Annotated in this window: 15 protein-coding genes; all 15 read right to left on the reverse strand. The window is 35.9% G+C overall.

The annotated features are described in order from the left end of the window. Positions 1–9: 9 nt before the first annotated feature. The 15 genes from pynA to SPB_RS03835 all read right to left on the reverse strand — a co-directional run bounded on the left by pynA (position 10) and on the right by SPB_RS03835 (position 11827). The gene (pynA, locus tag SPB_RS03765; RefSeq protein WP_003104244.1) at positions 10–699 is read right to left on the reverse strand and encodes a pyrimidine 5'-nucleotidase PynA; all 690 of its coding nucleotides are present in this window, start codon (positions 697–699) and stop codon (positions 10–12) included. A 179-nt stretch (positions 700–878) separates the two neighbouring features. Then, positions 879–1565: a type 1 glutamine amidotransferase domain-containing protein gene (locus SPB_RS03770; protein WP_003104503.1), complete on the reverse strand. Its 687-nt coding sequence runs from the start codon at positions 1563–1565 to the stop codon at positions 879–881. 326 nt (positions 1566–1891) lie between these two features. After that, a complete protein-coding gene (locus SPB_RS03775) occupies positions 1892–2287 on the reverse strand; it encodes a DoxX family protein (RefSeq protein WP_003105359.1) in 396 nt (131 codons plus the stop codon). Between the two features lie 189 nt (positions 2288–2476). Further along, positions 2477–3562 carry a YncE family protein gene (locus SPB_RS03780; RefSeq protein WP_003104559.1) on the reverse strand — a complete coding sequence of 362 codons (1086 nt, stop codon included), beginning with the start codon at positions 3560–3562 and terminating at the stop codon, positions 2477–2479. Positions 3563–3601: 39 nt separating this feature from the next. Then, the gene (locus SPB_RS03785) at positions 3602–4216 is read right to left on the reverse strand and encodes a phosphate-starvation-inducible PsiE family protein (RefSeq protein WP_003105412.1); all 615 of its coding nucleotides are present in this window, start codon (positions 4214–4216) and stop codon (positions 3602–3604) included. Further along, positions 4213–5391: an alpha/beta hydrolase gene (locus SPB_RS03790; protein ID WP_003102794.1), complete on the reverse strand. Its 1179-nt coding sequence runs from the start codon at positions 5389–5391 to the stop codon at positions 4213–4215. Before SPB_RS03790 ends, SPB_RS03785 begins: the two co-directional genes overlap by 4 nt. 113 nt (positions 5392–5504) lie before the next feature. After that, on the reverse strand, positions 5505–6518 hold the full coding sequence (locus tag SPB_RS03795) for a YeiH family protein (RefSeq protein ID WP_003103697.1): 1014 nt from the start codon (positions 6516–6518) through the stop codon (positions 5505–5507). 161 nt (positions 6519–6679) lie between these two features. Continuing rightward, positions 6680–7666 (reverse strand): aldo/keto reductase, encoded by a 987-nt coding sequence (locus tag SPB_RS03800; protein WP_003102681.1) that lies wholly within the window; start codon positions 7664–7666, stop codon positions 6680–6682. Between the two features lie 25 nt (positions 7667–7691). Then, positions 7692–8012, reverse strand: a complete 321-nt coding sequence (locus SPB_RS03805) for a carboxymuconolactone decarboxylase family protein (protein WP_003105483.1) — start codon at positions 8010–8012, stop codon at positions 7692–7694. A 20-nt stretch (positions 8013–8032) separates the two neighbouring features. Next, positions 8033–8431 carry a cupin domain-containing protein gene (locus tag SPB_RS03810; protein WP_003104419.1) on the reverse strand — a complete coding sequence of 133 codons (399 nt, stop codon included), beginning with the start codon at positions 8429–8431 and terminating at the stop codon, positions 8033–8035. 13 nt (positions 8432–8444) lie between these two features. Next, on the reverse strand, positions 8445–8825 hold the full coding sequence (gene nmlR, locus SPB_RS03815; RefSeq protein WP_003104344.1) for a stress response transcriptional regulator NmlR: 381 nt from the start codon (positions 8823–8825) through the stop codon (positions 8445–8447). 12 nt (positions 8826–8837) lie between these two features. Further along, positions 8838–9875 carry a zinc-dependent alcohol dehydrogenase family protein gene (locus SPB_RS03820; protein ID WP_003103211.1) on the reverse strand — a complete coding sequence of 346 codons (1038 nt, stop codon included), beginning with the start codon at positions 9873–9875 and terminating at the stop codon, positions 8838–8840. Between the two features lie 141 nt (positions 9876–10016). Next, a complete protein-coding gene (locus SPB_RS03825) occupies positions 10017–10601 on the reverse strand; it encodes an NAD(P)H-binding protein (RefSeq protein WP_003105917.1) in 585 nt (194 codons plus the stop codon). Between the two features lie 10 nt (positions 10602–10611). Continuing rightward, positions 10612–10983, reverse strand: a complete 372-nt coding sequence (locus tag SPB_RS03830; RefSeq protein ID WP_037621149.1) for a nuclear transport factor 2 family protein — start codon at positions 10981–10983, stop codon at positions 10612–10614. Between the two features lie 7 nt (positions 10984–10990). Continuing rightward, the gene (locus tag SPB_RS03835; RefSeq protein WP_003102726.1) at positions 10991–11827 is read right to left on the reverse strand and encodes an SDR family oxidoreductase; all 837 of its coding nucleotides are present in this window, start codon (positions 11825–11827) and stop codon (positions 10991–10993) included. Positions 11828–11831 lie beyond the last annotated feature (4 nt).

Here is an 11831-nt window from a genome sequence, read left to right on the forward strand (position 1 = left end):
TTTTAAGAATTACTCGAATAACAAGTCTTTTAATTGCTCATAATTTGCAATAATATAATCTGGAACTGATTTACTGTGATTTTCAAGACCATGTGGATTATACCAGACTGTCTCGATCCCAGCATTATTTCCGCCCTGAATGTCTGCAGTCAAACTGTCTCCAATCATTAGTGCTTTTGTCGAATCAAAACCTGGAATTTGCTCGGCAATCCATTCATAAAAAGCTGGATCTGGTTTTTGGCTACCTGATTGCTCAGAAATGAAAATCTTATCAAAATACGTTTCAATATCTGAGTGGGCAAGTCGCCCTTCTTGAATTTTTGTGATGCCATTAGTTGCGGCATATAGTGAATAGCCTTCGGCTTTTATATCTGCAAGCAACTGTGTAGCCCCAGGATAGGTCTGTCCTTGATTCTTGAGGTGGGCTTGGTAGCGTTCAGCCATATAGATGCCGTCAACCTCTTTTCCGAAATAATTAAATAATTTGGCAAAGCGCGTGTTGACCAATTCTGGTTTGGTAATTTGTTTTAATTCCAGACTTTTCCACATGGCCTGATTCATCGGTTTGTAATAATCCTTGTAAGCTTCAATATCTGCAATCTGACATTCAATCAATAAGTCTGTCAAAGCTACTTCTTCTGCTTGGTCAAAATCCATTAGGGTATGATCTAGGTCGAATAGTAAAAATTTTTTATCCAAAACAAGTCCTCGTCTTTCCTATCATTTGTCCAATTATATCAAATTACAGTCTCTCAACCTAAAATTTTTTCATAATCTCAGATAAATATTCCGAATTTCAGCAAAAAGCCCTAATTGACATTAGATTAGGGCTTGGTGGATAATATACTAAAATTATAACTAATTCAATAATCTTTTCCTTATAATTCCAAGGCTTGAATTAATAAGTCTGCCACAGCTCCACCCGACATTGGATTTTGTCCTGTGATTAAGTGTTTATCTTGAATGGCAAATGAGGTATAAGGAATTGTTTTTTGAAATTCTGCTCCTCGTTCCTTAGCCATTTTTTCCACACTATAATTTATATAGGATTGTTTACCACTTAGCAATTCTTCCTGATCAGTAAAACCGGTCACTTTCTTCCCATCTAAAAGGTAGTCATCAGCAGCATCTTTAACATTTAATAAGCCAGCTAAACCATGACAAACTGACATAACATAACCCCCATAAGTGAAAATATGACTGGTCAATTTTTGCAGAGCATAGTTATTGGGGAAGTCCCATAGCACACCATGGCCTCCTGTATAATAAATTCCTAAATAATCATCTGGATTAACATCTTTAGCTGTCATGGTATTTGACAGTGCTCGATCCTGAAAATCCTTTGATTGATAAAGCGTCAGGTCACTTGGCTTAATGTAAGTTCCCTTTAATGAACGTGGGTCAATTGGGACATAGCCACCTTCTGGGCTAATATAATCAACTTGAAAACCAGCTTTCGTTACCACATTGACAAATTCTGTTGCCTCTGCTAACCACAAACCAGTTGCTTCTAGTTTTCCAGGAAAATTTGGAGTGTTTGTTAAAACTACTAATATCTTTTTCATCTTTTTTCCTTTCAGACTTCTACTTATTGTCATTATACATTTTTTAACCATTTATGTCATTTATCCAAATTTATCCTATTTACTGAAAAATCCAAATATATATTATTCCGAAATTTATAAATTTTATTATCTAAATAATGTTTTTAACAATTTCTAAGCTTCTATCTTCAACGTCATAAAGTATCCGGTGATGACCATTCCCTTTACCTAATCTAAAAATGTTAACTAGACATAAAAAAAAATTCCCTACTTATAAAAAGTTGGGAATTTTTACTATGCTTATTTTCAATTAATTTCATTGACTCTAAGCTATTTATTTTATAAGACTATTTGTCTTTTTTCGCTATTAGGTTATCGACTGACAAAGCACCACTACCAGCAAAAACAAATAGGAAGAAGACAACTGCATATAATGCTGCTAACTCTCCTTTATTAACATATGGTAAAAAAATATTACCTGGTAAACCATGGAACATAAAATAAGCAACCGCCATTTGACCTGATAATATAAATGAGGCTAATCTGGTAAATAGTCCAATCATTATTAATAGGGCAGTTGTTAACTCAATTAGGCCACCAATACCCATTAATGATTGAAGCGGTACTTGCCCACCAAATAATCCAAAAACTTTATCCAACCCATGTAATAACATCATATATCCAGCAACCACTCGTAATAAAGTAAGTGCATATGGTCTAACTATCTCAATTTTTTTTATCATTTTCTGCTCCTTTTCTGGTCCGACACATATCACTAGTTAGTTATATCTGTCAGAAAATATATTATATGATATTCTAATAAAAAATACAAAATTTTCGACTTGTTTTCATCAAAATAATAAAGAACCTCAAAATATTCTTTTGAAGTTCTTTATTGAATATTTTTATTGATATCTTAAATCATGTCTATTCTATGGATTAATTATGCCATCACCATTTAAGATAAGAACACGATCAAGATTGAATAATAAGGGATTTAACCGGTATTTCATTGAACCCGATTCGAAGAGTAAATAAATTTTACCCTCATAGCCTAGTGCCTGTTCTAAATAAGGTGGCAGCTTCAGTTGCGACTCAATTTGACCTTTATTTAACTGGAATTTGGGGTCACTTAATTTATTATCAAAAATAATCAGTTTGGATTTATTTAATCCGTAGGATTGCGTCATAAAAATGGAATCCTTGTAAAAGGAGATTCCTTGAATATCACTATAAGTATCAAGCACGCGAACTGGTTTTACTAACTTTTCTTTTGATTTTAGCAACTGTCCTTCCTTATCAATTGAAAAAACAGCAAGTTTTCCTTGCCCTTTCAGCTTAAAGTAACCAATATAGAGTTTACCTTGATGATAGGACATGTAGGAGGTTTCTTTAATGCCTTTTAAATGTGCTGTTTTTGAGAAACTAATAGACTGATTACTATCCTTGAAATCGTAGTTTTTTATTTGTTTTAGAGTTAGTGCTTGAACTTGCGCAACTGAGTGATTACCAATAGTGGCAATCCACAGAACCTGATTATCATTATCATAAGTAATAGCCCCAAGATGTTCTTTATTTTCCAAAACAATCGTTTTAATGAACTTTCCTGTTTTCCTTTCAATCAACCAAAGAACAGAGTTAAATTTCTTACTCTTACTGTAAGCTGAAATTACAAGATAGTCTTCATTTAGAATTGCCAAGCCTTGCGGGACCATATCATTTGCAAGCACTGCTCTATTCCCACTCTTAGTTTGCTTGAGCGACTGGCTTTGCTTTAAACCGGGTATAACATAAGTTCCTTTGGCAGATTCACTTCTGTCCAATTGTTTAGTCAGGTCAGGATACTTCTCTTCCAATTCTAACATGAATTGTCTGTCAGAATTAATAATAGGATTAATATTATTACCTTCTTTTAAAACCACTTTTGGACTCGTCAGCTGTCTGTATAGTGCAAAAGCAATTAAAGCTAGCGCTAGCAACAAGAAAAAGGATAAACTGATTTTTATTAATTTTTTCATCTTACCCCTCTTTTTAGTTTATGATACTTTTTATTTATTTTACAAATCTCGAATGACTTCTACCCTTGTAATCAGTCCACCACGCATCTTATCAATCCTAAGGGCAAAGGAACCGAGATTCAAAACTGCTCCAACAGAAATAGAATGATCTTCTTCTTGAAGACGTTTAGTCATATAATCTCGAAGTTTTTCTTCTTTGGGGCCATCAATGGAGACATGGGCAATCATCTTGGTCATTTTTAAGGTTTGGCTACCGCGTATCATTATTGAAGTTGACTCATCAAACTTGACAAATAAATAGCGACGAATAGCAAAAAGAATAGCAACAGCAATTATTCCTAAAAGAAAATCAAACATTTTTGGGTGATCAACGATCATTTGACGTGTTAAGGCAAATAAGAGAACTTCAATAACTGTACCAGGTGAAGGTTTAGATAACATCTTAATCAGCTCAACACCAACCGCTAAGGTCAAAGCACGACCTAAAATATTCTCAAAAAGGTGATTATTGTTGACATCACTTATCAAAAATCCTGGCAAATTAGCCACTAATGATATAGCAAAGAAAATCATGGCGATTGTTAAAATTAAAGATAATAATATTTCCAGATAGTGGGAAATTTCTGTTACAAGTTCTTGTAAATATTTTCTCATTGACTCTCCTTGTTTTCCATAATTTCTTTAAACCAGTCCTTACTTAATTTCAGATATGCTTGGCTACCCAAGTTACCATCAACCCGATCATAGGCATGATTGGTATAAGGAACGATGACTAACTTATTGGTGATTAGTTTTTCAGTTAATTGTTCGGCTAGTTCATAAGTTGACTCTTGTGGAACTAAACTATCTCTCGCCCCAGAAATAAATAAACTTGGTGGTGTTTTTTTACTAATAAAATTCTTTGGTGTTATGGCAGAATATTTCTTAGGTAACTGATCAGGACGTCCACCCAAGTAGGATACTGCCATATACTTGGCTAAATCTCCTTTGACACGGTCACTATTTTCATAGAATGCTCGTGGGTCTGCTACCGGGTATGCAACTGACACTGCATCAATTTTTGGTAATCTCGTATCATCAGCATACCTATACTTACCATTATTGATTTTATATGCCAATTCCAGAGCTAAATTCCCACCAGCAGACACACCAGTGACAAATAAGTTCTTGGTGCTCCCACCATAGTCTTCAATGTTGTTTTGGACCCAGGCAAAGCCTTTGGTTAATTGTCGTTCGGTCACGTCTGAGAGGTGTCGGTGCTTGCTTGATAGGTCATAATCTAAGCTGACCACCACATAGCCTGATTTTGCAAAGGATTCCCAGTAGTAGGCATGTGAATTGCGGTGCCCTGCAATCCAACCACCACCATGAATGAAAATTAAAACTGGCTTATTTTTTTTACCATCATCGACTTGATAGACGTTGAGTCTGGCGTGGCCCAGTGGTGTTTTGTCATATGTCTCAACATTGATATCGACACCACTTGTTTCTTCTGCTTGATAGGATCTGAAGAAACTGACACCTGCTCCCAGTTGATTCAGACTTGTTTGAATTGAAATGATAATATATAGACCAATCCCTAAGCAGAGTGCTGCTAAAAGGAGATTAGTTAAGTGCCATCGACTTGAGCGATGTCTTAATGAAAATACAAGACTGGCTATAAATAAAATGATCATCAATGGCAACCACAGACGAATATAGGGTACCGTGTAGTGATTGGCAATTGAACCAAGATAGGGAATTGGAAATAAGGTTGCTAAATTAAATACTAGTAAAACTAAAACCGCACATTCTAATAGTACAAAAGCCAATTTTTTGATAATTGTCATATTCCCTCCCCAAAAATTCTTTATTATTCTAGACTATCAAAACTTTTTCAGTTCTGCAATTCTGAGGCTTATAGAGTAGAAAATTTCAAAAAAAAGAGATCTTAATGATCTCTTTACCAAGTTCCAATAAGTGCTTGCATTGCTAAGCTTACAACTGTGATAGCTACCCAACAGATGGCACCTAGTGTGATGGCTTTCCCACCAGTCTTAAACAGTTTAACGATATTTGTATTTAACCCGATTGCTGTCATTGCCATCACAATGAAGAATTTAGATAAGGTTTTTAATTGATCAAAAATAGATGGATTTAGCCCCATAGCACTAAAAACAGTTGTTACAATTGACGCGAGCAAGAAATAAAAGATAAATGTTGGAAAAGCTTTTTTCAAACTAAAACTAGAGTCATTATTTCCTTCTTTTTTTGCCTTATAAAGAGATAAGATAAGGGTAATTGGAATAATAGCTAATGTTCTGGTTAATTTAACAATGGTTGCTCCATCCAAAGTATTAGAACCATGAATAGCATCCCATGAAGCTGCAGTTGCTGTAACTGATGACGTATCATTGACAGCCGTTCCCGCAAAAATTGCGAAGCCATGATTTGATAAGCCCAGTAATTGCCCTAAACTTGGAAAAATAATGGCAGCAATCACATTGAAAAGAAAAATTACTGAAATAGCTTTTGCAATTTCTTCATCTTTCGCCTTAATCACCGGTGCCGTTGCGGCAATTGCAGAGCCACCACAGATTGATGAACCAACCCCAACTAATGTTGCAGTATTGACATCAATATGCATCCATTTTTGTAAGAAATAGGCGACCAGTAAAGCAATTGCAATGGTTGAGATAATAATTGGTAAGGATTCAATCCCCACTTTCATAATCTGAGTCAAATTTAGTCCAAAACCAAGAAGCACAACTGCTGTCTGCAAAATATATTTTGAAGTAAAAGCAATACCAGTTTTGGTCTGATCACGTTTTGTATAAAATAAGGCAATAAGCATGCCCATTAAAATCCCAAAAACAGGACCACCAATAATTGGAAAGAGCTGACCCAAAAACCATGCTCCAAGAGCAATAATTAAACAAACTAAAATACCTGGAACTTTTTTCTTAATAGATGACATAGAAACTCCTTTACTCACTCTATTATAAGACTTTTCTAATTGATTGTAAAACCCATAACAAAGTAATGTAAATAAATTTATATGTACATCCAATTCCTCACACATCAGAAACGTAATAAGAAATAAAACACCTACCTCAAAAAGGTAGGTGCTTCTTCTAATTACAATGCACCAACAATTTGGTGTGGAAGATAAGCTTTGTCTAACATTGCCATTTGGTTATCAGTTAAGATTAATTGGAAGGCACCTAAATAATCATCAAGGTATTTTTCTTTGGTAACACCAACAATTGGTGAATCAATACCTTTTTGCCAGAGCCAAGCTAAGGCTACCTGTGCACGAGAAACATCTAACTCTTTAGCTAGCTCAGCAACACATTTAACAATCTCTTTGTCTTGTTCCTCAGTACTGTCATATTTCGATTTAGCTATTTCATCTGTTTTACTTCTTGCCGTATCAGCATCCCAGTCACGAACAACCCGACCAGCAGCTAAAGGACTATATGGGACCAGAGCAACACCAGAATCTTTACAGAAAGGAATCATCTCACGCTCATCTTCGCGATAGAGCATATTGTAGTGATTTTGCATGACAGAGAATTTAGTCCAGCCGTTTTTTTCTGCCACATACTGAGCTTTTTGGAATTGCCAAGCGTACATAGCTGATGCACCTAAATAATGCACTTTACCAGAACGGACAAGATCATTTAGAGCAGCCATTGTTTCTTCAATTGGCGTGTTATAATCCCATCTGTGGATATATAATAAATCAATATAATCAGTACCTAAGCGTTCTAAACTAGCATTAACCTGATTGATAATAGCTTTGCGTGAAAGACCTTTAGTATTACGTCCCTCATGTTGACCATCACCAAAAAATAATTTTGTAGCAATTACAATTTCTTCACGATCAGCAAAATCTTTGATCGCACGTCCAAGGTATTCTTCACTTGTTCCGGCAGCATAGGTATTAGCAGTATCAAAGAAGTTAATTCCCATATCGAGAGCTTTCTTAATAATCTTACGACTTGCATCTTCATCTAAAAGCCAACCTGAGTGAAAACCTGTACTTGAATCTCCAAAACTCATACACCCTAAACAAAGTTTTGACACTTCCAAACCTGTATTACCTAATTTTGTATATTCCATTTCGTCTCCTTTGTAAATCCTGAACTTAATCTTTCCAAATTTCTTTAGCTCGATTAAAAGTAGACCAGGCTTTTGGCCAACCCACATAAAAAGCTAAATGAGTAATTATTTCTGAAATCTCTTCTTTTGTGACACCATTTTCCTTAGCAAAATTCAAATGATGATCAAGTTGCTCCAAATTACCACCAGAAATTAATGCCGAAACAGTAATCATCGATCTTGTTTTAGCAGGAAGTTCACTTTCTCTGGACCAAACTTCTCCAAATAGGACATCATCATTAAACTCTGCAAATTTTGGTGCAAATTCACCCAAGTTATTTCTTCCAGCTGTTTGTTTAACTGCCATATTTAATCACACTTTCTATCTTATAATTTGTCGTATTCTTCATCAGTAACTGCTTCATAAAACTCACTAGCACCAGATGTTATAGCTATATGAGAAAACCATGAATCCTTAGTTGCACCGTGCCAATGGCGAACCATCTTGTCGGTCACAATGACATCACCGACCTTAAGTAACTGAGCAGTCTTGCCTTCTTCTTGATACCAACCTTGACCAGCTGTGACAAGTAGAATTTGAAAACCATCTAAATGAACATGCCAATTGTTACGACAAGCTGGTTCAAAGCTAACATTCCCCACCTGCAAATTTTGATCAGGTGACTTAGCTAGAGCTTTTAAAAATGATTGTCCTGTGAAAAATTGCCCGTAAGGATTTTCTTGTCCTAGTGGGAAAATACCATTCAAAACTTCTTCTTCGTTCATACTAATCTCCTTTTTATTTATCAAATAATTGGTGTTCACGAGGAACTATCTTATTCTTATAATTATCTATTTTATGATTGAGACGGTCCAGAGCCTGATTGAGTTCGTCAAGTCTTGCTTCCATGGCTTCTTTTTCATCTTGCAGAATAGCCAAGCGGGCTTCAATCGTTTCATCGCCAAGTTGAACAAGTCCAATATACTCAATTAAACTTTCAACTGGAATGCCTGCGCCCCTAAAGTATCTGACAAACTCAAGCACATCAATATCATGCTGTGAGAAATCACGGATTCCAGACTGCGTCCGCCCAATAGGAGGAATCAAACCAATCCGTTCATAATAACGAATCGTATCAGCTGATACACCCGTTAATTCACTTACTTTCTTAATATTCATATCAATTCCTTATTAGCTGATAATAACTAATGATTTAATGGATTTGCGTTTATCCATTGCCTCATAGGCTGCTTGGATGTCATCTAAAGCAAATGATTTTGTGAATACTTTACCTGGATTAATTTTATCTGTTAAAACAGCATCTAATAAAACTTCTTTGTCAAATGTTGTTACAGAGGCGATGCCTCCACGTAAGCCAATATTCTTCCAGAATAACTCATTGGTATTCATATTTGGATTTTGTGGGATACCTACACGGCCAATAACTGCACCAGGTCTTGCTACTTTAACAGCTGTATCGACTGACTGTTCTGTGCCAACACATTCCAAAATAGCATCCGCCCCAACATTATCAGTTAATTCCATTACTTTTACGACTGCTTGGTCACCACGTTCAGCAACAATATCAGTTGCTCCAAACTCAAGTGCTAGGTCTTGACGGTCTTTATGACGGCTCATTGCAATAATACGTTTTGCGCCAAGTAATTTTGCACCAATCACGCCACAGAGGCCGACAGCACCATCACCCATGACAACAACTGTATCACCTCCTTTAACTTCGGCTGTTTTGGCAGCATGATAACCAGTTGCCATAACATCAGAAAGGGTCAAAAGGGAATTTAATTTTTCTTCAGAGTAGTCCGAAGGCTGTCCTGGAATTTTAACTAAAGCCCAGTTAGCATTTGTATAACGAAGGTATTCACCTTGGTAGCCAATATTTTTACCAGCTTCATGATTTGTACAGTTCCCATCAAAGCCTGCTTGACAAGCTGCACATGAACCACATCCATGAGTGAAAGGAACAACAACAAAATCACCAACTTTAACTTGATCTACTGCTGAGCCAACTTCTTCAACAATTCCAATAGCTTCATGTCCAGCTGCTGTATTTGTCTCACGTTTTGAAATACCACGAAACCACCACAAGTCAGATCCGCAGACACATGCACGGACAATCTTAATGATGGCATCTGTTTCTTTTTCAATAACAGGTTTTGGAAATTCTGTCACTTCCATTTTGCCGACTTCAATAAATGTTGCTACTTTCATATGATTCCCCTTTTTTATTATTAATTTCATTATAAACCCTAGAGTAGACTCCAGGTCAAGCAAGAACATTAATTATTTATAATTTTTCATTTATTGGAACAGATCTATCAAAAGTATGAAATCTTGTTCCAAAAATATTTCTTATCTAAATAAAGCAATGTTTTGATTTAAGTAGCGTTCTGGTTGATTAATAATAGTTGATACAAGTTCAATAATGGCTTTTCTAGAAACATCATGACCAGTTACAGTTTCACCTTTAAGAGAGATTTGGCAAGTCGTATCTGAGCCATTATCAAACCAAGCTGGTCTCAGAATAGTATAATCTAAACCTGACTCTTCTACTATATCGGCTGTTTGACGATAGGGTTGTAAAATTGGATTATTTGATATATTTCCTGAGCCTCTTATTTCATTATAAATACCAATAGAAGAGACAAAAACAATTCTCTTTACCTTATTATCATACATTACCTTTAGAATAGGTTTAATCATTTCTGGTAAATTTCCAGACAAAGCCACAAAAACAATATCTTGCTTTTGCATGGCTTGATTTAACTTCTCGTCTTCAAAAACAGAAGCAGCCATAGCCTGTTCATTTTCATTAAGTCTTAGAAGATTACTACCTCTTGAAAATAAAGTGAGTTGATATTGATCCTGGTTAGCCAATTTTCTACGTAATGTTTCTCCTAAGGATCCTGTCGCACCAATAATTAATATATTTTTCATTGAATTTCTCCTAAAATGTTGAAGCAATTTGGTTTGTAACATGCCACTTGCCATTAATTTCTTCAAAGGTCAATTTAATTTCTAAGGGCCACTTATGCATTCGACTGCCCCAAATACTAGCTACAACGTAACTGCGACCAATGACAAGCATTTTTTTATTATCTAAATCCCTAACAGTGGCTGATACAAACTGAGAGGAGTTATAGATCATCTGGTCGTTTGCAATATCACTAAGCCATTCCACTAGAGGTTGAACATAACCAGTCATATGAACCAAAACAGAGTCCTTTGAAATTATATTCTCTAAAGTTTCAATATCCTTTTCAACCATTGCTTGATTAATCCTACGATAGCTATCAATCAATAAATCTTTTGGTATCATCTCTTGCCTAACTTTCTTTATTTGGTTTTAAAGGTCCGTAGAAATAAGAAGCTGTCGCACCACCATCAATTAAGAGTGTTGAGCCTGTCATGTAAGCTGCCTGTTCACTTAGAACAAGCTCTGCTAAATTAGCTACTTCGTCTGCTGCACCTGGTCTGCCTGCGGGAGAATTAGCGAACATATTCTTATAGAAGTCTCCTCGTGGTCCATTAAATTCGTCCAAAGCAAGTGGTGTAACAATAATGCCTGGGGCAATAGCATTAATACGAGCTCCTCTTTTGCCCCATTTAACGGCTTCACCCATAACCCTTTTCTCATTTGCTCGTTTTGCAAGCTGATAAGCGTGCAAACTGTTCTCAATTTGGTCAACTTGCAAAAAGTCTAGGTCTAACAGTTGATTTGGATCAGTCATCGCCAATGCTCGGTCTTGTTTCTCAGTTAGTGCCGGCATTCTAAAACCTGACTGACTTGAAATGGTAACACCTCTGCCGCCTTGAGCAATAATTTTACCAACTTCCTCCAATAGGACAGCTGTCCCATATAAATCGACAGCTAAAACCTTTTCTATTGAAGCTTGTGATGGTGAAACGCCTGCGCCATTAATCATATAATGAATTTCACCAAAATTTTGCGCGTATGTAATAAAGTCCAAAATAGATTCTTTATCAGATAAGTCCATTTCTTTAGCTACCACATCAAAACCAGCTTGGCTTAAGACTGTCGCCATTTCTTGGGCATTTACTATTGATTTATCCCCTAAGACAATTTGACAGCCGTAGGCAATTCTACGCGTAATTGCTAATGAAATTTGTCCTGCTCCTGTTACTAAAACTACTTTTTTCATATTC

Source organism: Streptococcus parauberis NCFD 2020 (genome assembly GCF_000187935.1).
GTDB lineage: Bacteria > Bacillota > Bacilli > Lactobacillales > Streptococcaceae > Streptococcus > Streptococcus parauberis.

Bases quoted from the DNA above. Each gene is read 5' to 3' on its own strand.
- SPB_RS03775 (WP_003105359.1), bottom strand. From the start codon at position 2,287: ATGATAAAAAAAATTGAGATAGTTAGACCATATGCACTTACTTTATTA.
- SPB_RS03795 (WP_003103697.1), bottom strand. From the start codon at position 6,518: ATGTCATCTATTAAGAAAAAAGTTCCAGGTATTTTAGTTTGTTTAATT.
- SPB_RS03805 (WP_003105483.1), bottom strand. From the start codon at position 8,012: ATGGCAGTTAAACAAACAGCTGGAAGAAATAACTTGGGTGAATTTGCA.
- SPB_RS03790 (WP_003102794.1), bottom strand. From the start codon at position 5,391: ATGACAATTATCAAAAAATTGGCTTTTGTACTATTAGAATGTGCGGTT.
- SPB_RS03835 (WP_003102726.1), bottom strand. From the start codon at position 11,827: ATGAAAAAAGTAGTTTTAGTAACAGGAGCAGGACAAATTTCATTAGCA.
- SPB_RS03785 (WP_003105412.1), bottom strand. From the start codon at position 4,216: ATGAGAAAATATTTACAAGAACTTGTAACAGAAATTTCCCACTATCTG.
- SPB_RS03825 (WP_003105917.1), bottom strand. From the start codon at position 10,601: ATGAAAAATATATTAATTATTGGTGCGACAGGATCCTTAGGAGAAACA.
- SPB_RS03780 (WP_003104559.1), bottom strand. From the start codon at position 3,562: ATGAAAAAATTAATAAAAATCAGTTTATCCTTTTTCTTGTTGCTAGCG.
- SPB_RS03770 (WP_003104503.1), bottom strand. From the start codon at position 1,565: ATGAAAAAGATATTAGTAGTTTTAACAAACACTCCAAATTTTCCTGGA.
- SPB_RS03800 (WP_003102681.1), bottom strand. From the start codon at position 7,666: ATGGAATATACAAAATTAGGTAATACAGGTTTGGAAGTGTCAAAACTT.
- nmlR (WP_003104344.1), bottom strand. From the start codon at position 8,825: ATGAATATTAAGAAAGTAAGTGAATTAACGGGTGTATCAGCTGATACG.
- SPB_RS03830 (WP_037621149.1), bottom strand. From the start codon at position 10,983: ATGATACCAAAAGATTTATTGATTGATAGCTATCGTAGGATTAATCAA.
- SPB_RS03820 (WP_003103211.1), bottom strand. From the start codon at position 9,875: ATGAAAGTAGCAACATTTATTGAAGTCGGCAAAATGGAAGTGACAGAA.
- SPB_RS03810 (WP_003104419.1), bottom strand. From the start codon at position 8,431: ATGAACGAAGAAGAAGTTTTGAATGGTATTTTCCCACTAGGACAAGAA.